Genomic DNA, 24890 nt, shown 5'->3' on the forward strand with positions numbered 1-24890 from the left:
TGGGCGTGCTCCTGCCGTCGGATCGCAGCACCGGGCGGCGGTCGGCCGTCGGGCAGGCCGCCCGTTGGATTGCCCCCTCGTGGAGGCCGGACACCATCCACCCTCGGCGACGGAGTGGAGTCGGTGGCACCTGGCGACTCTCGCCTTAGTCGTCTTGACCGGGCTCCCACGAGGAGCAAGCGCGGGAGCGTGGGTGACATCGAAGATCGGGCGTCCCCTCATGTCGGGGCGCAGCGAGGCCGGGCAGTAGGTCGATTAAAGAACACCTGTTCGTGACGGGGAGTGCATTGTCGGTGACGTGGTGTATATCGATCGGTTATGAGTATTGCTCAGGAAGCCGCCGCGCTGCCCGCTGGCCGTGCGCACCCTCAGTCCGTCGGGGCGGCGTCGCCGACCGACTGTCCACCCGCGGATGAGGTAGAGGAGTCACGGGATGCCAATCCCGGCAGGGAAAGGGATCCGCAGAGCACAGCGGACGACTACATGACGGTGGAACTACTGTGTGCCGCCTTGGCGAGAATCCGGCTCGATCGGCAGCAGGCCAACAGCGGTCAATTGCGCGCTGCTGAAGTATCGGGGCCGTTGCCGCGTGCCTGGCGTGATGCCCGGGGCCGGTTGTGGTGGAAGGCGCAGGCCCAGACGCCGGGGTCGGAGTGGCCGGGCGACGATCTCGAGCTGTTCGACTGGTGCCGCCGCCCGTTGGGGTCCTGGCCCGTACGACTCTCCCTCGCGGACGGTGACCTAGAGGCTGTCCTGCTGGACGGGGACGAGCTGTCGGAGTTCGCCGAGCAGGCAGCCGATCTAGTCCGGCATGCCGACGTCGAGGCGGAACTGGTTCAAAACCAGACCTTCGCGGCGCTGATGTCGTGCGCGCGGATGAACGGTGCTGACGAGGAGGCGGTCCAGCGAATCTACTGCCGGCTTCGGCGCTTGCTGATCGACAGTCCCGTGCTCAGCGACCGCGACGTCCAGGCGCTGGCCCGAGAGCTTCCGAAGGCGGACGCCGACAGCGACTCGTTCCTCGCGAAGTTCGTGCGCACTGCGTACGTACTACATCCGGTCCAAAGTCCGGGGAAGGTCCGACTGCGGCGTTGCCGCGAGTGCCGCAACCCGGTCGACGACGGCGCAGCCGACTGCGGGACTCCAGGATGTGGGGGAGGGCCCGAACAGTACGAGGTGGCCTGCCTGGGCGGGTACTGGACCCAGCACCGGGCGACCCGCCAGTTCTTCCACGACCCCGGACTGCTGGAAGGGCGGCTGCTGGACCGGCTCGCCGAACTGCCGACGGACCGAGTACGGACCGAGCCGTGGCCGTGCCTGGATGCCTGGGACGGGGCCTTGACCTTCGAACCGGTGAACCCCGGCGGAGAAAGGGAATGCTGGGTGATCGATGCGAAGGACTGCGCGAGCCCCACCCTCCTCGCCCGCGGGTTCCGCAGCGACCCCCGTGTGCCCGCGCGTCGGCACATCATCGTCGTGCCCATGCACCGCCTCCAGACTCCCGGCTACCTCGCGGATCTGGAACGCGAGCTGCAGGGCCGGGTCACCGGAGTCGAGGTCCTCGACGAGAAGACGTTCTTGCGGCAAGCCGCCGGCCGCGCGAGCAAGGCCGGAGGCACACGATGAGGGACACCCGCTCCTGGAGCACCGCGCTGGCGAAGGAACTGGACGACGAGGGCGTCCGGCCGATGCTCGGCCCGCTCAAACCATGGGAACTGTGCGCCCTCGAACTGGGCCTGTCGTTCCTCGCCGACCACATGCCCGGTCGGGGCATCGGCGCTCTGTGGCCCGTGCTCGCCGGGTACATGCGACTGGACCCGGCACTCGACCCGCAGATCCGTACTCTGCGCGAGCTGATGGGCCCGGTCGCCAAGACCGGGACGATGCGGGAAAAGATCGACCACTACGTGAAGCTCCCCGCCCAGGTACGCGGGTTCGAGCCCGGCGACATGGCGGGGCACAAGACTGAACTGTCGACCGTGTTCACCCGCCGCCCCTCCCCATACGCCGCGGCACGCCACGATGTCTACCGGCAGAGGCTGCAGGGAATCGCCCCTTACAAGACGGGCACTGGCTACCGGCCGGCGCCGCCTGGCTCGACGTGCTCCTTCGTCCGAGATGACGGCAGCCGGGAAAAGATCCGTATCCCCGAGACGTTCATCCCCGCGCCGGTCCCGCCCGCGCTGCCGGCGGCGACCTCCCGAACGCGAGCGCCAATTCCTCTCGCCCTGGAGGATCTCCAATGGGCTGCCGTCGAGATGGACAAGCTCCTGGAGGGTCATCCGGAGATCGAGAACCGGGACTTCGTCAAGCGGCTGGAACAGATGGAGGCCCTGCTCGCCGATCAGGTTGAAGGGCGCCTTCTGGAGCGGCCGCGGCAGATGGTCATCGATGGTCTGTGGCACGTGGTGGGCTTGATGAACAGCGGGAAGTCCACTCTGCTGGACATGATCGCCTACATCGTCGCCCGCCGCGGCGGCAAGGTCGGCTTCGTGCTCGCCTCCGGTAGCGACATGTACGCCAAGGTCAGCTTCCTGCGGGCACTTGGCATCGACGCCGTCCCCATTTTCGGACGGACCCGGGAGGGAGTCCACAAAGACCGCTATTGGCGCTCGCTCCTCCACGACGGCGTTACCACCTTCCCCACCGGTGTTGACGCTGCTGCGGCGTTCGCAGACGACCAGTGCTATCTGGAGGAACTGCGCCTGACCAGCAGGACCGACCGGGCACTGCTGCCGAGGGACGAGCGGCCATGCAGAGGCAAGCTCTTTGTGGACGGTCAGAGTGGTCGGCGGGACTGCCCGATTCTTTCGCGGTGCCCTGCCCACACAGCGGCCCGCAATGTGGCCGAAGCCGAGGTGTGGGTGACCACTGCGGCCGGCTTGGCATCCACGATGATGCCGCAGTCCCAGATCGAGGTCCGCGTCGCCGAAGCGGCCCAGCATCATCTGGCCGCACTGCTGGTGGACGAGGCCGACACCGTGCAGGAGCAGTTCGACGACCGGTTCCTGCTGCACGAGATCCTCTCCCAGCCAGGCAGGGGCTGGAGTCACCGCGTGGGGGACCGGATCGGGCAGCGCTTGGAGCAGTCCTGGTTCCTTGACCTTCTGGACCCCGAGGTGAAGGCCGGCGACAAGCACTTCCGCCGCCACGACCAGGCGATGACGGAGCTCTACCGGCTGATGATCGACCCGGGCGCCGACCAGCTGCGCGCCGTCATTGCCGAGGGGCCATTCACCGGGTACAGCCTCCTTCGGAGCCTGGCCCGGAGCCTTCACGGCCTCCGTGAGCGTAATGACTTCGCCCGCAAGGCAGAACTCGAGGAAGCCGCCGACCGGTACTTCGAAGAGCACTTCGAGCCCATGGTCACCACGCCCTTCCAGGCGCCCGCAGAGAACTGGGCCGAGCTGATCGAGGCGATGACCGCGACACACGACACCGCTGTGTCGGCACAGGAAGCCGCCGAGGCGTGGATCGAGGCACACCAACCGGTACTCGACGGCATCACGGCCCGGGGCACACCGCCAGAGCTCGCACAGCTGTTGCAGGCCGGCCTGTGGGCTGCACGCATTACGACGTCGTTCTTCGAGGTCGCCCAGCGTCTGTCGGCCATCAGCACATCGCAGATCGCCGACGGTGAGGACTTCTGGAGCCGGCAGCCGCCCCGTGACCTGATGCCCTTCGTCCCCGAGCAGGCCGCGGGGAACCTGATGGCTCTCCAGTGGCAGCCCAACCCAGGTGGCGACAGCGGGTCTTTCAGCATTCTATGGTTGCGCGGCGTGGGCCGCTGGCTGCTGTATCACCTCCATGACCTCCTGGAGGCTGAAGGAATCCAGGGGCCCAACGTCGTTCTCGCCTCCGCCACCAGCTGGATGCCCGCCTCCCCCCGCTTCCACCTCGACGTCACCCCGAACCTGGTCCTGCGCGAACCGAAGAAGGCCAGGGCAGCGCTGCTGGAGAGCAAGATGTTCTTCCGCCCCCCGCGCTACCGCGACGGCCGTCCGGTCTTCACCTCGGGCACCGGCGGCAACCCCACCCTCCACGCCCACGCCCTGTGCGCATCCGCTGATTGGATCTGCAACCCCGCCCCCGGCGCGCGGGAGTCGCTACTCCAGCAGGCCCGCCAGCGACTGGCCGCCGACCGCCAGCAGGTCCTCTTCACCGTGCAGAGCACCCGGGACGCCCAGACCGTCGCCGACTACATTAACCAGAAGACCCCCTACACGGCCCTCCACGTCATCCGCGACGACGATCAGCCCACCCGCAACAGCATCCCCCGGCGGCGCCTTGCTACCTTCGCGGCCTCCGGGGCCGACATCCTCGTCGCAGCCGAAGGCGCCGTCCAACGCGGCCACAACATCCTCAACGCCCGCCGCGTCGCGGCCCTTGGCGCCGTGTTCTACCTGGCCCGGATCCACCCACCCGCCGACGACGCCACCTTCCCGCTCTCCCTCCTCAGCCGCGAGGCGATGCGCCGCCTTCGCCACCCCGTCGACCTCACCCTCGACCACGCTGATCCGGTCGACCTCGCGCGCAAGCTCCGCCACAGCGAGCGCCGCCGATGGCAGCGACGGGTAGGCGAGCCCGTCCTGTTCACCCGCCTCACGGACCCGATCGAGCACGCCGCGTTCGTCGGCAACTTCCTCGTGCCCCTCCACCAGACACTCGGCCGTGGCATCCGCGGCAACGAGCCAGTCCTGGTCTACCTCTGCGACGCGGCCTTCGCCCCCCGCACCGCGAACCTCGACGAAACCGCCTCAGACACTCCCCGTACGAGCGTGATCGTCGCCGCGCAACAGCTCCTGCACGGCTGGCTCACTGACCCCGGCCCCACGGCCACGGCCACCGAACGGCTCGACCACGCACTCGCGCAGGCCTGTTGGGGCCTGGCCTCCCATCTCCTCGACAACATCGACTGGGGTCACCGCTGATGCCCGCCTACCGCAACACCCAAGCCACCGTCCTCACCTTCACGCCGGAAGCCACCTGGCCCGTCACCGGCTACCGCACGACCTGCCCGCCGGGAATGCTTACCCTCCTGGAGAAGGCATGGGATACCCGACCCGGCCGCCGTCCCCGCGGTGGACCCGACTACCTGCCCACCAGCTCGCTGAGGGACCTGCTCACCCTCATCGACCCCGACATCACCTCTGTACAGAGGAACCCGCGCGATCCCGCATGGCTCCGAGCTCGGACCGCGGTCGACCCGGACCTCCTGCTGATCGCCCTGTCGGCATGGGCCTCCGCACGCGTGGCACCTCACATGCCCGACACCGACTGGTACAGCCAACTCGAAGGCGCCGGCCAGCTGGAGTGGGTCCCCGAGGACCTCGATCTCACCCGCCACGACCTTCATGCCAACGGCACCGCGAACCCCCCAAGCCACGTCTTCAACCTCCTGCCCAGCCTCGTCGCAGAGCACCTCACCACCGGGCTCCAACTCCTGGGCCACCACCGCGACCTGCGACTCGGCCCCACCCGAGCCGATGGCCGCCGTACCCTGCACCTCGGCGCACCCGAGACCCTCACCGACGAAGACGGCGCGGCCGGCGCCAGCGTGGACGTACTGACCTTCCACCTCGAGACCGTGCCCGGAGTCCCCGAAGTCCACCTCCACGTCGACCTGAGCATGACCCGCTTTGCGACGCACCCGGTCGACTACATCCCCCGCCGCGGCTTCAGCGACCCGACCGCCAGCGTCCTTCTCTCCGCCAAGGAGGGGTTCGTCCACCGCCGAGAGAGGCCCATGCTCCTGCAGAGCGCGGCCACCGTCCGCCGGCGCGGAGAAGGCAGCACCTGGACCTGGGAGCCGGGCGTTGCCGAGATCCTCGCCCGCCTCACCCACCACCAGCCACCGAGCCTCGAACAGCTGCGCACCGCCCCCGGCGATGCTGCGGCCCAGCCCTTCGCCGCCCACCTCGTCCACAGCACCGGCATGACCTACCGCTACCCCGACAAGGACGGTACCCCGCCCGCGCGCTCGACCCACGACCACCCAGTCGGCCACGGCTATCAGCCCCGCGACCACATGGAGGTCCTCACCCAGGTCGCCCAACAGCTGGAGGAGAAGGGGCTGGCCCCGCTCGCACCGGCTCCCAAGGCAAGGACCCGCGCCAAGACGCTCCTGCCACTGGAACTGCCCGACACCCCCACCTACGGGATTGAGGTCTGGGTGTCATCCGACCGGACCTGGCAGGGCCTGCAGGTCGCGGCCACCGCCAAACTCGGCCTGACCCTCAGCCGCTCCAAAGCAACCTCCGCCAACTTCACCGGGCCGATCAACGTCACGCTCCATCGCTGCGACCCGCAAGACCTGACCGCTGGCCTGCCCCGTTCCACCAACGCCGACAAAGCCGCTCGACGAGCCGAATACGAAAAGAGCGAGACCGAGCGCGCGGCGAGGATCGCCGAAGCCTTCCCCCGCCTCGACCAACCCATCGCCTGCATCGTAGAGATGGAAGGGGCCGCCTACTTCTCACGCACACGCCAAGGCGATCCCAAGAAGCTCTTCAAGAAGACCCTCCCGCCCCTCCGCCGCAACGTCCAGTGCCTACGCCCCATCGCCCCTGCCAACCCCAACCCCAGCAAAGCCGCCCTCGCCAAACGCTTCCCCGGCACCGACTTCACCACGACCGACATCGAGCGCGCCGCCGCCGCCCTCAACGACGCTCTCCGCCAGGCCGGCCACCTACCCAAGGTCGCCGTACCACGGGGGATCGAGGGCCCCTTCGAACTGATCACGGTCTGGCTCGCCCCAGCGGGCGACCGGATGGTCGTGCCCATCCTCATCCGGCAGCACACGCACGAAGAACCCACCGCACAGCTCATGCCCACATCGGGCAGCCCGACCGAGTACCCCATGCCGCTGACCGCACTGCCCGAGGCACTGACCGCTGGCCGCGGACGCGTGGTCACCCGTACCTCGCGAGCGGCCCTCGCCGAGTTCATCACCGGCGCCCTGGCCCTCGACTCGACGGCCGACCGGCTCCTGCTCGTACGCCGCGCGCGGATGAGCGACAAGGAGATCTGGCCATGGCTCCAGGACAGCCGGATCACCTTCGACCAACTGGTTCTGCCGGGCATTGACATGACCGACCCCGCCGTGGCTCCGGTGATCCGAAAGCCCGGCGACCAGCCTGGCCTACGGATCATCCGGCTCCGAGAGCGCAGCGACCGATACGCGGTCCCTCGGGCCTTCGGAGTCACCGAGGGGATGGTCAGCGTCGGCGAGGACACTGAAGAGCTGGTCCCCGTCACCCGGTACGGGCGGTTCTCCGGCCTCGTCGAAGTCGGGGAACGCGCTTTCTGGGCTATCAACCCGCGGTCGGATCAGAACCAGACCGCGCTGGGCCTCACCAAGTTCGACCCGGCCGACCCGGCTAGTCGCACCAGGACCTGCTCCAACCCAACCTCCCTGGAGATCGTGCCCGCCTTCCTCCAGGAGGGCGACAACCCCGCCGACTGGGCCATGTACACCCACGCTCAGCGACGTCTCCACGCCCACACGGCGATCGCCACCACCTGGCCAGCCATCGTCCACCTCGCCGAATTGATGGAGGAGTACATCCTGTAATCGGCGTGGATCAAACGTGTACCTCATCGGTGCGGGCTCGTCGTGTTTACTCCAGGCGGCGTGTGGCAGCCCTGCGGTTTGCGTCTGACTGTCTGACCAAGGGGCTGCCGCAGCCCTACCGGCCGGGCGTCCGCGGTTGGCAGAAGCATCGGGCGACCGACACCGCCGAGTCCTTGATCGGTGCGGTCGCCGGCACGGGCGCCCGGTGCAAGGACCTCGTGCCGGACGACGTACCGCGTCTGCTCGTAGGGGCGCTCGGCATCGCCGGGGGACCTGGCCGCCAAGGTGCGGGTCGGCGGTCTCCCGCTTTGATTGTTGGAAGCTGGGGTGGCTCACCATGTGCGCCGCCCGAAAGCGCGGAGGCAAAGACGTCACCGCGCGTTGTTTGTACGCCATTCGGCCAGCAGGGCCTGGACCGCGTCCCCGTAGGCGCGGGCGCGCTGCCACACCTCGAACCGGTCCGTATGCATGCGCGAGTCTCCTCCTCCTTGCCGGGACAGATGCGCAGGCCAGAGGGCACCCAGGTGCCGTCCAGAGCTCGGCTGGAGCCGTAGGTCTCGTAGAAGGCAGAGGAGCCACGGACACCCCGGGCCTGCCGACTCGCACCTAGCAACCGCGCCTGGCGGGTGACGGCATCGACAGCAGGGTGGTCTGGAGGCAGCCCGAGCTGCTTCTCCGGCCCCGGCACGGGGATCTTGCGCCACACGGCATCGGAGCGGCGGACCGCCTCCACCCACCAAGGCGGCGCCGCAGGACCAACGGGCAGTGGCCGGGGAAGGCGCATCGGCGGACGGCGACCCGCTTCCGCCCTCCGGAGCAGGACGCTGGCGACTCTCACGTAGGCCACATCGCAGACCTGGGATCGGGCTTGCAGCACTGTGTACCTGGCCATGCGCTGGCCCCGCACCCTGACGTCGCCCCTGGTGGAAACGATCGCCTCACGCGCCGAAGCAGCCCGCTCGCGCGCGGCGGCGGAGAGCTGTCCCAGCTCCCGTAGCCGGGCCAGCGACCGGTCCCACGACACGTCGTCCGTCCTCATCAGACAGTCCTTCCGTTGCCGGCAGGGCACTCACTTGGTGAGGGGATTCGCCCACGGCAGACGATAAAGAGGCTCGAAAGACTGGAACCTTCCCCCAGGCCATGTCAACGTACAACATCCCCGAAAACACCAGGTCAACGAAGTGCGGCGCTCTTCGGCGCCTCGGCCGCTGAGGGACTGACGCCGCGGGGCGAGGGCATCGGCCGCTTCGCTGATCTGCACCATTGCCGTGCCCCAACTTTAGGAGGTCCTTCTGTCCAAGGCTGCTCTTCGCCCCCTTCGCCTGACCGCGCCACTCCTCTTTACCCTCGGTGCTTCCTACGCCTTGATCGATCAGCAGCGCCACGACTACGCCTCCATCGCCACAGCACTATGCCTCTGCGTGTGCGCGGCCGGCCTCGTTGCGGAGGACCTCCTCCAAGACGGCTACCGACGCGACCGAGCTGTGCTCGCCCACGTCGCTGCACACCCTGGCGCTACGCCAAGGCAGACTGCCCGCGCCCTTGGTGTTGCCGAGAAGGTTGTGGCCCGGAACCTTGCTCGCCTCACCGACGACGGACTGCTGGCCCTTGTAGAAGCGGACGCTGTCCCTGCCCTCCGCTCCTACCGACTGGCCTGCTGACCTCTACCGCGCCCGGACGCCCGAGGCTTGCTGTTCTCCGCAGCCGCATCCCTACATAGCCGACGATCCCCGGTCAGCCAAACCGGGGAATCGTCGCGACTATTGGATCAGTTCGCGCCGACTACTTGGCGGTGGCATGGCGCGATCACTGCAATCCAAACCGATCCGCGTTCCCGCTAGAGCTCCGAGGAGAATCCAAGGGGCTGGCAGGGTGCAGGGGTGATTCGAAAGAAGCAGAGATGCGCAACAGTGAGCTGCTCGCTCCAAGTATTGCTCCATCATTCCTGACAGTCGCTCAAGCGGCGGCTTATCTTGGCGTCTCTCCTAATACTCTTTACGTTTGGCGTCACCGCAGGGAGGGGCCGCCGAGCTTCACGATGGGGTCGAGACGTGTCGTGTACCGAGTTGCGGCCCTGAATGAGTGGATCGAGCAACAGGAAATGGCCGACTCCCGATCCAATGTAGAGCTGAGTCCGCTTTCTTGTCAGCCCGAGAGAAAGAATCGGCACGGTCGGGCTAGCAGTTGATTATGGCGGTTTCTAGTGGTGGAGATGCTTCTCTAGAGATGCATCCACACGATGTGTGATCGCAGTGGCGAGACAGGGGGAGAGCATGGCTGGCTATGTCGAAGACCGTTGGATTAAGAAGAAGAAGGATCCGGTAACCGGGAAGCGTGAGCGCACCGAACGGTACGGGAAAGGGATGCGATATCGCGTCGCTGGAATCCCAGGGGTCCGTGACAGGTCGTTCGAGACGCTGGAAGATGCCAAGGGGTGGCTGCGGCGGTCTAGCACTGACGAGGAACGCGGCGAATTTGTTGATCCGCGTGATGGTTCGATTATCCTTGAGGATTACATAGAAAAGTACTGGCTGCCTGGGCAGGGCGGTGCGGTCAAGACGCGCGCAGGGCTGGACCAGAAGGTCCGCCTGCATATTATCCCGCACTTGGGTAAGCTGCCATTGAAGAGTGTCGCAGTTTCTGAAATCCGCGCATACATCATAACGTTGGCGAATTCGATTTCACCGGCGTACGCACGAGGTGTTCTTACCACGTTGTCGACCATCTTCGAAACTGCGGTTGACGACAAGCGGCTGGTTCGAAATCCGATGCGCTCGCAATCGGTTCGCTGGCCGAAAGCTGTTGATGTGAGGCGCAACGCGTGGGCGCTGGAGACCGCGCTTCAGATGCGAGATGAGATCAGTGATCGATACCGCATTACGGTCGTCCTTGGCGTTGGTTGTGGTCTGAGGCAGGGGGAGGCGTTCGGTGTCAGTCCGGAAGATATTGACTACGAACGAGGTGTTCTCCATGTAAGGAAGCAGGTGCAGGCTATTAAGGGGCGCCTGTATTTCACTCTCCCCAAGGGTGGGAAGACGCGCACAGTGGATATGCCGGAGTCTGTCGCTGGCGAGCTTAAAGCTCATTCGGAAAAATATCCTGCTTCTGAGGTAGTACTCCCATGGGGGGAGCCGGGGAAGCCCGAGAAGAAGTTCTCTCTGCTACTTACCACGAGTCGCGGCAACGCCATCGCCGTTAACACGTACAACACCTACATGTGGAAGCCCGCCCTGGCTCGGGTCGGTGTGATTCCCCCGCAGCTGGAGGGAGCCAAGCCCTGGCAGTGGGAGGCGGCGCACAGGGACGGCTTTCATGTCCTGAGGCACACCTATGCCTCTGTTGTCCTGGAAGCTGGCGAGTCGGTTGTGACCCTGGCGAGGTGGCTGGGTCACTCCTCCCCGACGATCACGCTCGACCACTATGCTCACTTCATGCCGGAGGCCGGCGGCAAGGGTCGCCGAGCCATCGATGGTCTGCTGGGGGGCCGGGGGAGCGAGGCTTCTGGCCCGAACTCCCCAGATTCTCCCCAGGGCTGATCGGCGGTCTGTCCGAGCTGAGCAGGCGTTCGGCGAAATCCTTGGATCGTGAAGTGCATCCGCCCGCTAGCCTGGGAAAATGCTCACAGAAGTGATCGCGACCCGCTACGTCACGCCCTTGCGTGAGGGCGGCTCGCTCCCGGGGATCGTCGAGGCCGACGATCTCGGCACATACGTCATGAAGTTCACCGGTGCGGGGCAGGGCCGCAAGACCCTCGTCGCGGAGGTCATCTGCGGGGAGCTCGGCCGGCGGCTGGGGCTCCGGGTTCCGGAGCTCGTGACCATCCAGCTCGACCCCGTGATCGGCCTCGCCGAACCCGATCAGGAGGTGCAGGAGCTGCTCAAGGCGAGCGGCGGCCTGAACCTCGGCATGGACTACCTCCCCGGCTCGCTCGGCTTCGATCCGCTCGCCTACGAGGTGGAACCGGCCGAAGCCGGCAAGGTCGTCTGGTTCGACGCGCTGATCAACAACGTCGACCGGTCGTGGCGGAACCCCAACATGCTGGTCTGGCACGGGGATCCCTGGCTGATCGACCACGGGGCCACGATGATCTGGCACCACAACTGGCCCGGGGCCCAGGCCTCGGCCGCCAAGCCCTACAACGCGTCGGACCACGTCCTCGCTCCCTTCGCCCCGGACATCGCGGCCGCGGCCGCCGAACTGGCCCCGCTCGTCACCGAGGAACTGCTCGCCGGGATCGTCGCCGACGTGCCCGACGAGTGGCTGGTCGACGAGCCCGGGTTCGATACGACGGAGGAGCTCCGCCGGGCCTACGTCGCCCCGCTGCTGGCGCGCGCCGCCGGCATCCACGAGCGGATCACGCTCGACGCGCCGACCAGGACGAAGCCCTCGCAGGCCCCCGGCTGGCTCAGCGAGCGCCTGGCCCCCCAGGCGACGAGCAGTGACGACCGGAGCAGCAAGGACGGCGGCCGATGACCCAGCGCGATGTCTTCGAGTACGCGGTGCTGCGGGTCGTACCCCGGGTGGAGCGCGGCGAGTGCTTCAACGCGGGCGTGCTCGTGTACTGCAGGGCCAAGTCCTTCGTCGCGGCCCGTACGCACCTCGACGAGCGCAAGCTCGCGGCGCTCGACCCGCAGGCCGACGTGGTCGGCGTACGGGCGGCCCTGCGCGCGGTGGAAGGGGTCTGCGACGGCGGCGACGCGGCGGGCCAGGCGTCCGGCGACGACCCGGGCCGGCGCTTCCGCTGGCTGATCGCGCCGCGTTCGACGGTCGTCCAGCCCGGCGCCGTCCACAGCGGCCTCACGGCCGACCCGGCGGCCGAGCTCGAACGGCTGCTCGACCTGCTCGTGCGCTGATCCGGCACCCGCCGGCGCCGCGCGGGAGGGTCCGGGCGCGGCGCCGGCCGGTGTGACATGCGCCCCTGCGCCCGTGGGCCGTTGACACCGCGTGCCAGGGCTTCTAGCGTCTCGTCTGCTGAAGGTACTAAGCGGTTGCTCAGTCATCGGGAACGTTTCTGTCAGGGAACGTCCCCACGTCCGCTGAGCCGCGATCCAAGGGCGAGGAGAACCAAGCATGTCCACCACCGAGCAGCGTGTCGCCATCGTGACGGGAGCGGCGCGGGGCATTGGCGCCGCCACCGCGGTACGTCTGGCGGCCGAGGGCCGCGCCGTCGCCGTACTCGACCTCGACGAGGCGGCCTGCAAGGACACGGTCGAGAAGATCACCGCCGCCGGGGGCACCGCCCTCGCGGTCGGCTGCGATGTGTCGGACAGTGCGCAGGTGGAGGCCGCCGTCGCGCGGGTCGCCGCCGAGCTGGGCGCCCCGACGATCCTCGTCAACAACGCGGGTGTCCTCCGGGACAACCTGCTCTTCAAGATGAGCGAGTCCGACTGGGATCTCGTGATGAACGTACACCTCAAGGGCGCGTTCCTGATGGCCAAGGCCGTCCAGAAGCACATGGTGGACGCCAAGTTCGGCAGGATCGTCTCGCTGTCCTCGTCCTCGGCGCTCGGCAACCGCGGTCAGGCCAACTACTCCGCGGTGAAGGCCGGTCTCCAGGGCTTCACCAAGACCCTCGCCAAGGAGCTCGGCAAGTTCGGCATCACCGCCAACGCCGTCGCGCCCGGTTTCATCGTCACCGAGATGACCGCCCAGACGGCGGCCCGGGTCGGCATGGGCTTCGAGGAGTTCCAGGCCGCGGCGGCCACCCAGATCCCCGTCCAGCGCGTGGGCCACCCCGAGGACATCGCCAACGCCATCGCCTTCTTCACGGGCGACGACGCTGGCTTCGTCTCCGGACAGGTCATGTACGTCGCCGGCGGACCGCTCAACTAACCCGAAGGGCAAGGGACATGACTGTGCAGGACAGTGGCAGGGTCGCCCTCATCACGGGCGGGAGCCGCGGCATCGGTTACGGGGTCGCCGAGGCGCTCGTCGCCCGCGGCGACCGGGTCTGCATCACGGGCCGTGGCGAGGACGCGCTCAAGGAGGCCGTCGAGAAGCTCGGCGCCGACCGGGCGATCGGCGTTCCCGGCAAGGCCGCCGACGAGGAGCACCAGGCGGCGGCCGTCGCCCGCACCATGGAGGCATTCGGCCGGGTCGACTTCCTGATCAACAACGCCGGTACGAACCCGGTGTTCGGCCCGATGGCCGAGCTCGACCTCAACGTCGCCCGCAAGGTGTACGAGACGAACGTGATCTCGGCGCTCGGGTTCGCCCAGCACACCTGGAAGGCCTGGCAGAAGGAGAACGGCGGGGCGATCGTCAACATCGCCTCGGTCGCCGGCATCTCCGCCTCGCCCTTCATCGGCGCGTACGGCATGAGCAAGGCGGCCATGGTCAACCTGACCCTTCAGCTGGCGCACGAGTTCGCGCCGGGCGTCCGGGTCAACGCGATCGCTCCGGCCGTGGTGAAGACCAAGTTCGCCGAGGCGCTGTACGAGGGCCGGGAGGCGGAGGCGGCCGCCGCCTACCCGCTCGGCCGGCTCGGCGTACCGCAGGACATCGGTGGTGCGGCGGCGTTCCTCACCTCCGAGCAGTCGGACTGGATCACGGGACAGACTCTCGTCGTGGACGGCGGGATCTTCCTCAATGCGGGCGTGGGCTGAGACAGCCTGAGCGGATTTGGCCCTGATTGACTTAAGTGCCCCGTCGGGCCAGCGGATTGACCCGATGGGGCGCTGCGGTATGGTCTGCCGACCCATGGCTGATCGAGGAGCGTGCACGTGTTCTACCGGGCCAGTCTGCAGGCTGCTGCAGCCCTTGCTTCCCTGTCACTGCTGGCCGGCTGCGGTCTGCTGTCCGACAACAGTTCCGAGACGGATCAGCAGATAACGGTCGGTACGACGAGCTCACCCTCGACGCTCGACCCCGCCGCTGCCTGGGACGGCTCCTGGGAGCTGATGCGGAATGTCTTCCAGACCCTGGTGAGCTTCCCGACGGGCACCACGAGCCCCGAGCCCGATGCGGCCGATTCCTGCACGTTCACCGACGAAACGAGCATGGCGTACCGGTGCACACTCCGTGACAACCTGAAATTCTCCAACGGCGAGAAGATCGATGCGGAAGCTGTGAAGCACTCCATCGACCGCATCAGGACCATCAAGGTCAAGGGCGGCCCCCTCGGACTGCTCGGCTCGCTGGACCGGGTCGAGACGAAGGGGGACGACGAGGTCATCTTCCACCTGAACAAGTCGGACGCCACGTTCCCGTTCATCCTTGCGACCCCGGCGATGGCCCTGGTGCCGCCGAGCGAGTACCCCGCCGACAAGCTCCGCAGCGACGGGCAGGTCACCGGCTCGGGCCCGTACCTCCTGCAGTCCTACAAGGCCAAGAAGCTGGCCGAGCTGAAGAAGAACCCCGACTACAGGGGCTTCGCCGACCGCAAGAACAACGCCGTGACCATCCGGTACTTCGACGACTCGGCCTCGATGGTGGCCGCGCTGAAGGCCAAGGAGATCGACGCCACCTACCGCGGTCTGACCGCCGAGGAAGTGGTCAGCCTCGAGGACAACAAGTCCGACAACAACGGCCTCCAGATCGTCGAGACGGTCGGCGCGGACATCCGGTTCCTGGTCTTCAACCCGCAGGACCCCGCGGCGGGGAAGCCCGCGGTACGCCGGGCCATCGCCCAGCTGGTGAACCGGGACGCCCTGGTCGCCAAGGTCTACCAGGGCACGGCGGAGCCGCTGTACTCGATGGTGCCCAAGGGCATCGCCGGACACGCCACCAGCTTCTTCGACACCTTCGGTGACCCCAGCGAGACCAAGGCCAGGGCCATCCTCACCGAGGCGGGCATCACCGAGCCGGTCAAGATGACCTTCTGGTTCACCACCGACCGGTACGGCTCCTCGACCGCTCCCGAGTTCGCCGAGCTGAAGCGTCAGCTGGAGGCGTCCGGACTGTTCAAGGTCACGCTGAAGAGCGCGCCGTGGACGACCTTCCAGGAGGGCTTCACCAAGGGGCAGTACCCCGTCTTCGGGCGTGGCTGGTTCCCCGACTTCCCGGACCCGGACAACTTCATCGCCCCCTTCGTGGGCAAGGAGAGCGTCACGGGCACCCCGTACCTGAACGCCGAGATCACCGACGAGCTGCTTCCCTCCTCCCGTCAGGAGAGCGACCGGGGCGCGGTCAGCAAGCAGTTCGAGCAGGCACAGCAGATCCTCGTCGAGGACGTCCGGCTCCTGCCGCTGTGGCAGGGCAAGCTGTACGTCGCGGCGGGCGAGGACATCGGCGGCGGCGAGCGGGCCCTGGACCCGCAGACGGTCATGCAGATGTGGGAGCTGTACCGGAAGACCAGCTGGTAGCGGGCTCGCCGGGCCCGTTGTCAGTGGCCCCCGGTAGGTTCTGTGGTCAAGAACTGATTGCTTACCGGAGGTTGTGGACGTGACCGACACCGACCTGCTGCCCGAGTCCTGGCGCGGCGTCCTCGGCGAAGAGCTGCAGAAGCCGTACTTCAAGGAGCTTGCGGACTTCGTCGAGGAGGAGCGGGCCAAGGGGCCGGTGTATCCGCCGCGCGAGCAGGTCTTCGCCGCGCTGGACGCCACACCGTACGAGCGGGTGAAGGTGCTCATCCTCGGCCAGGACCCCTACCACGGGGCCGGCCAGGGGCACGGGCTGTGCTTCTCCGTGCAGCCGGGCGTCAAGACGCCCCCTTCACTGCGCAACATCTACAAGGAGATGCAGGAGGAGCTCGGCCTGCCCATCCCGGACAACGGATATCTGATGCCGTGGGCCCAGCAGGGTGTCCTCCTGCTCAACGCCGTGCTGACCGTCCGGGGTGGCGAGGCGAACTCCCACAAGGGCAAGGGCTGGGAGAAGGTCACCGACGCGGTGATCAAGGCCGTGGCCGCGCGCCCCGACCCCGCCGTCTTCGTGCTGTGGGGCAACTACGCGCAGAAGAAGCTCCCGCTGATCGACGAGGAGCGCCACATCGTGGTGAAGGGCGCACACCCCTCCCCGCTCTCCGCCAAGCGGTGGTTCGGCTCGCGCCCGTTCACCATGATCAACGAGGCGGTCGCCGCCCAGGGGCACGAGGCCATCGACTGGCGGATCCCCGACCTCGGCTGACCGTACGGCCCCGCTCGGACACGGACGCGGACCCGGACGACGGGCCGGGTCCGTGCCTGAGCGGGATTCCGCACCGCGGCGGCTAGCGTCGGAAGGACCGGGACGGACCGGACGGCGCGAAGGAGACCGCAGTGACGGAGCAGCAGGAGGCGTCGCAGGACGCTCTCACGACCAGGATCGGCCAGGCGGTCATGCTGCTCCACGGCGGAGACCGGGAAGAGGCCCGCAAGCGCTTCGGCGCCATCTGGTCGGAGCTCGGCGAGGACGGCGACGCGCTGAACCGATGCACCCTCGCGCACTACATGGCCGATACGCAGGACGACCCCGGGGACGAGCTGGCCTGGGACCTGCGGGCGCTGACCGCGGCGGACGGACTGGCAGACGAGAGATTGGCGCAGCACCGGGACGTGGTCGCCGTGCGCGCCTTCTACCCTTCGCTGCATCTCAACCTCGCGGCGGACTACCTGAAACTGCACCGCCCCGACGCGGCCCGCCTCCATCTGGACCGTGCGCGGAACGCGGCCGACGTCCTCACCGACGACGGCTACGGGGGCGGGGTGCGTGCCGCCATCGGGCGGCTGGAGCAGCGGATGCGCGACCGGTGACCCGGTGGACCGGTGGCCGAGGCCCGTCGCCGCGACGGGCCTCGGTGATACGTCAGTGGGTCGGTGCGGGTCGGTGCGGGTCGGTGCGGGTCGGAGCGGGCCGGCGTGGACCGGCCTGGATCAGTGGCCGTAGGTCGCCTCGCAGATCCTCGCCTCGGCGCTGCCCGCGGCCCAGCCGCCGTAGCCCCGCCCCAGAGCGCATACGTCGGTTCCCGTGAGGCGCGAGCCGGGTGTCACGGGCACGGCCGCGGGAGGCACCCGTAAGGGCTCCTGCGGTGCCCGCCGGGGAGGCGCAGGGTCGGGTCTGCGCGGCTGGGGTGCGCGTGGCCCGGGACGGCCTGCAGAAGGTGGCGGCGCGGCAGGAGTGGCGGTCGCGGACGGCGTGGGATCCGGCAGGGACTCCAGCGACTCCCTTACAGGGGGCTGCACGATCTGCGGGGCCACCTCCTGGGCGGGCCTGCCTGCCTCGGGCCGGTGGGGGACAGTCGCGTGCGGTTCCACCGCCACGCAGCCCGAGACGGCTGTGACAGCCACTCCCACCAGGAGATTCGCTGTGATTCTGGTTCGATGCACCCGCCAACTCTGCTGGTCCGCCCGGTTCATGGGGAGCCGGTGGCCCGTGATTGGCCCGCACGGGTGACCCGGTCAGCGGGACGACACCGGGAGACGTCACAGAAACCGGCTATAAGGGCTGTCCCGTAACCCCTGGCGGGCGCACGACGACAGCTACGGCACCTCGCCGCGTTGTCGGAACGCCCGAATACATCCAGTATGCGGACGTCCCTCCGCCTTGCGATGCACCGCATCTGACGCCGCGCGCTGATCCACCAGGAGTTACGGGACAGCCCTTACCGGGCGCGCCGTCCGTACGCGGGCGTGTGCCTGCGCCCCGGTCACGCGCTCACGCCCTGCCGCGTCTCTCCGCCGCGTCCCGCTGTGGCCGACCGCTGCCCCGGCCGCGCAGGAGTGGCCGGTAGCCCCGGGACGTGTCGGGCCGGCGGGTGCGCGTGGGCAACGGCGACGGGCCGGGAGGAGCGCCGCGGACAGGCCGGGGGAGTCAGACGCCCGTCGCGCCGTCGATCCGCTCCCGGACGAGGTCCGCGTGGCCGTTGTGCCGCGCGTACTCCTCGATCATGTGCGTGTAGATCCAGCGGAGGTTGAACGGCTTGCCGCTCTTGCTCAGACCGACCGACAGGTCGTCGAGCCCGTACTTCGCCGCGTTCGTCCTGGCCTGCTCGACCTCGGCGAGCCAGGTCGTGCGCGCCTCCTCCCAGGTGTCCGTCTCGCTGAGATGGAACTCCCCGTCCGGGTCCTCGTCCGTTCCGTAGATCGGCGGTACGTCCTCACCGGCCAGGACCTCGCGGAACCAGCCGCGCTCGACCTCCGCCATGTGCCGCACCAGACCCATGAGCGTGAACTCGGACGGAGGCACGGACGCCTCTCGCAACTGCGCGTCGGTGAGGCCCGCGCACTTCGAGGCGAGCGTGTCGCGGTGGAACTCCAACCAGCCTTCCAGCATGGGGCGTTCCGCGGCGTCGATGGCGGGTTCGTTCCGTTCGGATGTCGTCATCCGGTCATACTCGCCGATGGATCATGATCCTGGCCAGGCGTTATCGGATCCGGGGCGCCAGCATCCCGTACAGGAGCTCGCCGAAGCCCTTCCGCAGTTCGGCCTCCGTCGGTACGGAGGTGCTGTAGGAACCCGCGGCGCACGAGAACATCATCCCCTCGCACCAGGCCACGACGGACAGCGCGTGGCGCTCAGGTTCGGCCGATCCGGCCGCGGTCATCAGTGCCACCAGCGGTTCGCGGAACCGGCGGCCCGCGGCGTCGTAGAACTCCCGCAGTCCGGGGCGCCGGGTCGCTTCCAGGGCCAGCTCGTAGCGGCAGACCGGATACTCGGGATGGCGGGTCAGATAGAGGTGCAGCGCATGCGCCAGCACGGCGGACACCTGGTCGGGGTCGCCGGCCGCCGAAGGCGCCTCACCGGGCCCGAAGAGCTGCCCGGGATGCAGTACCCGCGCCTCCTGCTCCGCGAGGCGGCGAACGGTGGCCTCCAGCAGGGCCTGCCGGGTCCGGGCGTGGTTCGACGTCGAGCCCTGGGGGAGGCCGGCGCGCTCGTCCACCGCGCGATGCGTGAGCCCCCGCATCCCGCGCTCGGCGAGGAGGGTGAGTGCCGTGTCGGCGATCAGGTCGGCGCGGGAGGTGCCCGAGTTCCCGTCGGTACGTGTGGCCATGGGCCCAACCTACCCTCGCAACTACGTCTGTAGTACGGTGGAGATCTCACTACAGCTGTAGTTGCCGGGGGCGTCATGGCCAGGAACCACGCAGTAGTCATCGGCAGCGGGATCGGTGGTCTCACCGCCGCTGTCGCGCTGCACCGGAGCGGCTGGCAGGTCACCGTTCTGGAGCGGGCCGAGTCGCTGGAACCGGTCGGGGCGGCGATCAGCCTGGCGCCCAACTCCCAGCGGGCGCTGGACGTCATCGGGCTGGGCGACGCGGTGAGGTCCCTGGCCGCCTGGCAGGGCGAGGGCGGGATGCGGTCGCCGAGCGGCCGCTGGCTGTCCCGGACGGACAGCGCTGCCGCCGCCGCCCGGTTCGGCGGTGAGCTGGTCCTGCTCCACCGCGCCACCCTGATCGGTCTACTCCGCGCCGAACTGCCCGCATCGGCCCTGCGCACCGGCACTCCGGCGGAGCTCGTCGGTCCGGGCAGCGCCGGAGGCCGCAGGGCCGTCGTCCGGACACCCTCCGGGGACATCGAGGCCGACCTCGTGGTCGGGGCCGACGGCATCCGCTCCGGGGTGCGCGGCACGCTCTTCCCCCGGCATCCCGGGCCCTCGTACGCCGGATTCACCACCTGGCGGGCCGTGGTCCCCGGCCTCGGGCGCCCGTTCGCCCCGCACGAGAGCTGGGGCAGGGGCTCTCTCTGGGGCACCCACCCGCTGAAGGACGGACGCGTCTACGCCTACGCGGGCGCGGTCACGCCCGCCGGAGGCGGGGCCGCCGACGACGAGAAGGCCGAACTCCTGCGCAGGTTCGGTGACTGGCACGACCCCATCCCCGCGATCATCGCGGGGATGGAACCCGACGGAATCCTCCGCCACGACGTGCATCACATGGCCGACCCCCTGCCCTCCTTCCACCGCGGCCGCGCCGTGCTGGTCGGCGACGCCGCGCACGCCATGGCGCCCATGCTCGGACAGGGCGGCAACCAGGCCATCGAGGACGGCATCGTGCTCGCCCACCACGTCGCACCCGGCGGCGACCTGGGGGAGGGCCTCGCGGCCTACAGCGCGGCGAGGCTTCCCCGTACCAGTGGCGTGGTCCGCAAGTCGGCTCAGGTCGCCCGGCTCGTGGCATGGACCAGCGCGCCCGCCGTCGCGCTGCGCGACGGCCTCGTGTCCACCGTCACGCGCCTGGGCCCCGGACTTGTCCTGCGCACGCTCGACGGCATCGCCGACTGGCGGCCGCCGCAGCGCACGTATGCTGCAGAACCGGAACGGGAACCGAAAACGCGCACGTGACAGTGAAGAGGGAGACCCCGTGAAGGTCGGCTGTATCGGACTCGGCGACATCGCGCAGAAGGCGTACCTGCCGGTGCTGAGCACCCTGCCCGGGGTCGAACTGCATCTGCAGACCCGCACCCCGGCGACACTGGCCACCGTCGCCGCGTCCCACCGGATTCCGGCGGCGCAGTGCCACAGGGACCTCGACTCCCTGCTCGCCCAGGGGCTCGACGCGGCCTTCGTGCACGCCCCGACAGCCGTGCACCCGGAGATCACCCGCCGCCTCATCGAGGCCGGCGTCCCGACGTACGTCGACAAGCCGCTCGCCTACGAGTACGCCGACTCCGCGGAACTGGTGGCGCTCGCCGAGGAGCGCGGCGTCTCGCTCGCCGTGGGGTTCAACCGCAGGCTCGCGCCCGCGTACGCGCAGTGCGCCGAGCACCCGCGTGAGCTGATCCTCATGCAGAAGAACCGGGTGGGACTGCCCGAGGACCCGCGGACGCTGGTGCTCGACGACTTCATCCACGTCGTCGACACCTTGCGCTTCCTGGCGCCGGGGCCGGTCGAGAGCACCATCGTGCGCGCGAGGACCGTCGACGGGCTGATGCACCACGTCGTGCTCCAGGTGTCCGGCGAGGGATTCACCGCCATCGGCATGATGAACCGCCTCAACGGATCGACCGAGGAGATCCTGGAGGTGTCGGGACAGGACTCCAAGCGCCAGGTGCTCAACCTCGCCGAGATCATCGATCACAAGGGTCAGCCCAGTGTGAGGCGGCGCGGCGACTGGGTGCCGGTCGCCCGTCAGCGCGGCATCGAGCAGAGCGTGCTGTCGTTCCTGGACGCCGTACGGGCCGGGAAGGTGCTCAGCGCCCGGGACGCCCTGGCGACCCATGAGCTGTGCGAGCGCGTGGTCCGGGACGCCCTGGAGCAGGCCCTCTGAGGAGCCGCGTCCCCTCGGCGGCGCCCAGGGCGGCCAGCAGCGCCAGGGCGGCGTACACCGCCCAGTCCCCGAGCCGGACATAGAGCGTGGTGCCCGTCGCGAGGGGTACGTCGAAGACCGCGGCGGTGCTCGCGTCCGTCCCGAGCGGCGAGCCGATCCGCTCGCCCTGCGGGCCGTACACCGCGCTCTGACCGGTGAGCGTGGCATGCACCATCGGGCGGCCGCTCTCGGCGGCGCGCAGCGCGCCGAGCGAGGCGTGCTGCTCGGGCGCCCAGCTGTGCTGGAACGTCGAGGTCGAGGACTGGGCGATCAGGACCTGGGCGCCGTCCCGGACCAGCCGCCTGCTCATGTCGGGGAACGCGGACTCGAAGCACACCAGCGGTCCGAGCCGGGGAGCGTCGGCGGCCGGGAGGTCCATCACCACCGGCCGCGACCCGCGCAGCCGGTCCTCGCCCGCGGCCTTGCCCACCGAGGTTGCCCAGCCGAGCACCGAACGGAACGGGACGTACTCGCCGAACGGGACCAGGCGCATCTTGTCGTAGCGATCGCCGGTCGGCCCCTGCGGACCCACCAGGACAGCCGACTTGAAGATCCCGGCCCGCGCCGGCCCGTCCGTTCGGCGGGCGTCCGTGTTCACCAGTACCTCGGCCCCCACCTGGCGTGACAGCTCGGTGATCCGGGCCGCGGTCGCGGGACTGCGCGTCAGATCGACGCCGACACTGCTCTCCCCCCACACCACCAGGCCGACGTCCTGGCCCGCGAGACCGCGCGTGAGCTCGGCACTGCGTGCCAGGCGGCGCTGCACACTGTCCGCACCCTCCACCACGCCCGGCTGCACGACGGCGATCCTGAACTGCCCGGTGCGCTCAGGCTGCGGCGCCCACGCCCAGACCGCGCCCACGGCCAGCGCGCAGACCACCAGCGAGGCGGCGCCTGTGGTGCGGGCCGGCGCCGACACGAGCAGCAGGACGACACCGGTGTTCACCGCGAGGACCAGCAGGCTCACCAGCCACACGCCGCCCACCGACGCCACCCGCAGCGCGGGCGCGTACTCCCACTGGCTGGCTCCGAGAAGCCCCCAGGGGCCACCCAGCCCTTCCCAGGACCGCACCAGCTCGATCATCAGCCAGCCGGACGGCACCGCGGCGACGGACGCGACGCCGCGGGCGACGGAAGGCGCTCCTCCCAGCAGCCGGGCCACGAGCAGCCCCCAGGGTGCCCACAGCAGGCCGAGCAGAGCGGCCAGCAGCACGATGAACACGTGCAGGCTCGGCATCAGCCAGTGATGTACGGCGATCACGAAGCCGGTCCCGCCGATCCAGCCGTCGAGAGCGGCCCGGCGGGGCGTGGGCGCCGAGCGGATCAGCAGCAGCCAGGGCACCAGCGCGACGTACGCGAACCAGCCAAGCGACGCTTCGGGGAAGGCGAGGGCCGGCAGGGTGCCCGCCAGCAGCACCGCGGCGCCGCGCCACCAGGGCGACCGCAGGCGCGCCGCGCCCCGCTCCCGGCGGCCGACGGGGGCTCGGCGGGCGGCATCCGCCCCGGCAGCGGGCCGGTCGTCCGGAATCCGGCCCCCGGCCGGGGCTCGCCCGATCCGCATCCCCATCCCGCGCCCTCCTCGTCCTGCCTGGTGGGCGATGTCGGTCGCCACATCGTCAGGCTGTGGTCCCCAGTGTGGAGGAGAGCGTCCGGGCGGGACAGCGGGCGTGTGCGCGCGGGCGCGTCGCGGGGGCGGGCTGAGCCGGCCGGATCAGCCCGGCATACGCCGCCACTTCTCGTGGACGACGACGGTCCGGATGCGCCAGCCCGGCTCGGTGCGGAGCAGTTCGAAGGTGTAGCGGCCACCGGAGACGAAGTTCGGTGCCGCCTGCCCGTCCGCTGCCGTTTCCTGCCCGCCCGCGTCGAGGCGCATCGGGTTGAGGTAGTCGGCGCGCACCTGCGCGTGGTCGCCGGGATAGCCGCCCAGATCCTGGAGGTCGAGCCGCCGGTTGACGATGAGGTGCTGACGTACGGGGAAGAGCCGCATCGTCTGCGCGAGCCACTGCGAGACGTCGGCGGCCGGGCCCTCCATGCCGCCCGCGCTCCGGTAGTCGGCGCGGCCTTCCGGCACGAACAGGGCGCGGTACTCCTCCCACGCGCCGTCGTCCACCGCCACCGCGTAGCCGGTGATCACCGCATCGATGGAGAGCTGGTCCATCACCGTCGCCAGAGCCACGCGCTGTGTCATCGGCCAAGTCTCGGCCACCCGACCCGCCAGGCCAAGGGGCTTGCGGCGCCCCTTCGGCAGATGGCCCGCAACCGCCGTATTCCGGCGGCCGGTTCAGCAGGGGACGACGGCGACCGGGCCGAGCGCGTGCGTGACCGTGGTGGAGGCGACGGGGGAGAGGCCGAGCCCGAGTTCCTCGCCGCCCTTGCGCCGGCCGACGACGGTCAGCGCCGCCGTGCCGGAGGCCGTGACCAAGGTGCGCGAGGCCGAACCGCCGACCGGTTCCCGCACGACCTCCACCTGCGGGTACTTCTCCTGCCAGCCCGCGGTCACCTCCGCGAGTCCCCGCTCCGCCGCGTCCGCCGCCGCTTCCCGGTCGAAGAAGGGACCGCCGGACAGCATCGACGAGAACATCGTCCAGCCGTGTACGAGCCGCAGCCGGGCGCCCGGCCGGGTCGCGGCCGTCGAGAAGGCGAACTCCAGCACCGCCGCGCTGCTCTCGTCGGCGGCCACCCCCGCGACGATGTCCGGGAACGTCTCCGCCATCTCCTCCTCGGACTCCTCCTCACGGCCCTCGCCGTGGACGACGACGACAGGGCACGCCGCCATCGACGCGACCGCCAGACTGTTGGAGCCGATCATGAGGGCACGGAAGCCGCCGAGACCGCGCGAGCCCACCACCACCATGGAAGCGTCCTGGCTCAGTGAGATCAGGGCCGCCGCCGGAAAGTCCAGCGGGGCGAGCGTCGACGCGTGCAGCTCCGGAGTGAGCAGAGCGGTCCGCCGTACCGACTCCGTCAGCAGTTCCTCCGCCTCCTGGAGCTGGGACTCCTGGCTCATCCGGCGGGTCGGCGGCCGGACGTGCACGATCATCAGCGGCAGCTGCCTGCGAAGTGCCTCCCGGGCGGCCCAGTCGAGGGCCTGCCGGCTGTGCGCGGAACCGTCGACTGCGGCGATCACGGGCAGGTCGGTGGCGGTCATGATTCCCTCC

20 protein-coding genes are annotated in these 24890 nt (G+C 69.3%); 15 read left to right on the top strand and 5 right to left on the bottom strand.

Translation table 11 applies throughout. The features are described from left to right. Nucleotides 1–510 precede the first annotated feature (510 nt). The 13 genes from AB0C82_RS26110 (at nt 511) to AB0C82_RS26170 (ending at nt 17244) form a co-directional block, all read left to right on the top strand. Entirely contained in the window at nt 511–1626 is a 1116-nt protein-coding gene (locus AB0C82_RS26110; RefSeq protein ID WP_362846287.1) for a hypothetical protein, read from the top strand. Beyond that, on the top strand, nt 1623–4931 hold the full coding sequence (locus AB0C82_RS26115) for a hypothetical protein (protein WP_362846289.1): 3309 nt from the start codon (nt 1623–1625) through the stop codon (nt 4929–4931). Before AB0C82_RS26110 ends, AB0C82_RS26115 begins: the two co-directional genes overlap by 4 nt. Further along, nucleotides 4931–7573 carry a DUF3962 domain-containing protein gene (locus AB0C82_RS26120; RefSeq protein ID WP_362846291.1) on the top strand — a complete coding sequence of 881 codons (2643 nt, stop codon included), beginning with the start codon at nt 4931–4933 and terminating at the stop codon, nt 7571–7573. Before AB0C82_RS26115 ends, AB0C82_RS26120 begins: the two co-directional genes overlap by 1 nt. A gap of 1484 nt (nt 7574–9057) precedes the next feature. Continuing rightward, complete coding sequence (locus AB0C82_RS26125) at nt 9058–9234, top strand: helix-turn-helix domain-containing protein (protein ID WP_362846657.1); 177 nt, start codon at nt 9058–9060, stop codon at nt 9232–9234. 239 nt (nt 9235–9473) lie between these two features. Continuing rightward, on the top strand, nt 9474–9761 hold the full coding sequence (locus AB0C82_RS26130) for a helix-turn-helix domain-containing protein (RefSeq protein WP_362846293.1): 288 nt from the start codon (nt 9474–9476) through the stop codon (nt 9759–9761). An 85-nt stretch (nt 9762–9846) separates the two neighbouring features. Further along, on the top strand, nt 9847–11109 hold the full coding sequence (locus AB0C82_RS26135; protein ID WP_362846295.1) for a site-specific integrase: 1263 nt from the start codon (nt 9847–9849) through the stop codon (nt 11107–11109). A gap of 79 nt (nt 11110–11188) precedes the next feature. Continuing rightward, a complete protein-coding gene (locus tag AB0C82_RS26140) occupies nt 11189–12046 on the top strand; it encodes a HipA family kinase (protein ID WP_362846297.1) in 858 nt (285 codons plus the stop codon). Continuing rightward, nucleotides 12043–12426, top strand: coding sequence for a DUF3037 domain-containing protein (locus tag AB0C82_RS26145; RefSeq protein ID WP_362846298.1), 384 nt, complete (start codon nt 12043–12045; stop codon nt 12424–12426). The genes AB0C82_RS26140 and AB0C82_RS26145 overlap by 4 nt, the downstream gene beginning before the upstream one ends. A 217-nt stretch (nt 12427–12643) precedes the next feature. Then, entirely contained in the window at nt 12644–13405 is a 762-nt protein-coding gene (gene fabG / locus AB0C82_RS26150) for a 3-oxoacyl-ACP reductase FabG (protein ID WP_362846299.1), read from the top strand. 17 nt (nt 13406–13422) lie between these two features. Next, nucleotides 13423–14178: an SDR family oxidoreductase gene (locus AB0C82_RS26155; RefSeq protein ID WP_362846301.1), complete on the top strand. Its 756-nt coding sequence runs from the start codon at nt 13423–13425 to the stop codon at nt 14176–14178. A 117-nt stretch (nt 14179–14295) separates the two neighbouring features. Further along, nucleotides 14296–15876: an ABC transporter substrate-binding protein gene (locus AB0C82_RS26160; protein ID WP_362846303.1), complete on the top strand. Its 1581-nt coding sequence runs from the start codon at nt 14296–14298 to the stop codon at nt 15874–15876. A 79-nt stretch (nt 15877–15955) separates the two neighbouring features. Continuing rightward, on the top strand, nt 15956–16639 hold the full coding sequence (locus tag AB0C82_RS26165; protein WP_362846305.1) for a uracil-DNA glycosylase: 684 nt from the start codon (nt 15956–15958) through the stop codon (nt 16637–16639). 131 nt (nt 16640–16770) lie between these two features. After that, the gene (locus tag AB0C82_RS26170) at nt 16771–17244 is read left to right on the top strand and encodes a hypothetical protein (RefSeq protein ID WP_362846307.1); all 474 of its coding nucleotides are present in this window, start codon (nt 16771–16773) and stop codon (nt 17242–17244) included. Between the two features lie 1057 nt (nt 17245–18301). On the opposite strand, the gene AB0C82_RS26175 is transcribed toward AB0C82_RS26170, so the two are convergent. Further along, complete coding sequence (locus AB0C82_RS26175; protein WP_362846309.1) at nt 18302–18814, bottom strand: DinB family protein; 513 nt, start codon at nt 18812–18814, stop codon at nt 18302–18304. A gap of 40 nt (nt 18815–18854) precedes the next feature. Beyond that, nucleotides 18855–19481, bottom strand: coding sequence for a TetR family transcriptional regulator (locus tag AB0C82_RS26180; RefSeq protein WP_362846311.1), 627 nt, complete (start codon nt 19479–19481; stop codon nt 18855–18857). Nucleotides 19482–19556: 75 nt separating this feature from the next. Between AB0C82_RS26180 and AB0C82_RS26185 the strand changes: the two genes are divergently transcribed. Then, nucleotides 19557–20768: an FAD-dependent monooxygenase gene (locus AB0C82_RS26185; RefSeq protein WP_362846313.1), complete on the top strand. Its 1212-nt coding sequence runs from the start codon at nt 19557–19559 to the stop codon at nt 20766–20768. Between the two features lie 19 nt (nt 20769–20787). Further along, nucleotides 20788–21693 (top strand): Gfo/Idh/MocA family oxidoreductase, encoded by a 906-nt coding sequence (locus AB0C82_RS26190; protein ID WP_362846315.1) that lies wholly within the window; start codon nt 20788–20790, stop codon nt 21691–21693. Here the strand turns inward: AB0C82_RS26190 and lnt are convergent. From lnt to AB0C82_RS26205, 3 genes are all read right to left on the bottom strand, one after another. Then, nucleotides 21617–23299, bottom strand: coding sequence for an apolipoprotein N-acyltransferase (gene lnt / locus AB0C82_RS26195; RefSeq protein ID WP_362846317.1), 1683 nt, complete (start codon nt 23297–23299; stop codon nt 21617–21619). The genes AB0C82_RS26190 and lnt overlap by 77 nt on opposite strands. Before the next feature lie 144 nt (nt 23300–23443). Beyond that, a complete protein-coding gene (locus AB0C82_RS26200; protein WP_362846319.1) occupies nt 23444–23920 on the bottom strand; it encodes a nuclear transport factor 2 family protein in 477 nt (158 codons plus the stop codon). Between the two features lie 93 nt (nt 23921–24013). After that, nucleotides 24014–24880: a universal stress protein gene (locus AB0C82_RS26205; protein ID WP_362846321.1), complete on the bottom strand. Its 867-nt coding sequence runs from the start codon at nt 24878–24880 to the stop codon at nt 24014–24016. Nucleotides 24881–24890 lie beyond the last annotated feature (10 nt).

This window comes from Streptomyces sp. NPDC048560, assembly GCF_040650955.1.
Lineage (GTDB): Bacteria > Actinomycetota > Actinomycetes > Streptomycetales > Streptomycetaceae > Streptomyces.

What these genes read in the sequence shown, in the direction of transcription:
- AB0C82_RS26115 (WP_362846289.1), top strand. Translation starts at nt 1,623, where the DNA reads ATGAGGGACACCCGCTCCTGGAGCACCGCGCTGGCGAAGGAACTGGAC.
- AB0C82_RS26120 (WP_362846291.1), top strand. Translation starts at nt 4,931, where the DNA reads ATGCCCGCCTACCGCAACACCCAAGCCACCGTCCTCACCTTCACGCCG.
- AB0C82_RS26130 (WP_362846293.1), top strand. Translation starts at nt 9,474, where the DNA reads ATGCGCAACAGTGAGCTGCTCGCTCCAAGTATTGCTCCATCATTCCTG.
- AB0C82_RS26135 (WP_362846295.1), top strand. Translation starts at nt 9,847, where the DNA reads ATGGCTGGCTATGTCGAAGACCGTTGGATTAAGAAGAAGAAGGATCCG.
- AB0C82_RS26140 (WP_362846297.1), top strand. Translation starts at nt 11,189, where the DNA reads ATGCTCACAGAAGTGATCGCGACCCGCTACGTCACGCCCTTGCGTGAG.
- AB0C82_RS26145 (WP_362846298.1), top strand. Translation starts at nt 12,043, where the DNA reads ATGACCCAGCGCGATGTCTTCGAGTACGCGGTGCTGCGGGTCGTACCC.
- fabG (WP_362846299.1), top strand. Translation starts at nt 12,644, where the DNA reads ATGTCCACCACCGAGCAGCGTGTCGCCATCGTGACGGGAGCGGCGCGG.
- AB0C82_RS26155 (WP_362846301.1), top strand. Translation starts at nt 13,423, where the DNA reads ATGACTGTGCAGGACAGTGGCAGGGTCGCCCTCATCACGGGCGGGAGC.
- AB0C82_RS26175 (WP_362846309.1), bottom strand. Translation starts at nt 18,814, where the DNA reads ATGACGACATCCGAACGGAACGAACCCGCCATCGACGCCGCGGAACGC.
- AB0C82_RS26180 (WP_362846311.1), bottom strand. Translation starts at nt 19,481, where the DNA reads ATGGCCACACGTACCGACGGGAACTCGGGCACCTCCCGCGCCGACCTG.
- AB0C82_RS26185 (WP_362846313.1), top strand. Translation starts at nt 19,557, where the DNA reads ATGGCCAGGAACCACGCAGTAGTCATCGGCAGCGGGATCGGTGGTCTC.
- lnt (WP_362846317.1), bottom strand. Translation starts at nt 23,299, where the DNA reads ATGGGGATGCGGATCGGGCGAGCCCCGGCCGGGGGCCGGATTCCGGAC.
- AB0C82_RS26200 (WP_362846319.1), bottom strand. Translation starts at nt 23,920, where the DNA reads ATGACACAGCGCGTGGCTCTGGCGACGGTGATGGACCAGCTCTCCATC.
- AB0C82_RS26205 (WP_362846321.1), bottom strand. Translation starts at nt 24,880, where the DNA reads ATGACCGCCACCGACCTGCCCGTGATCGCCGCAGTCGACGGTTCCGCG.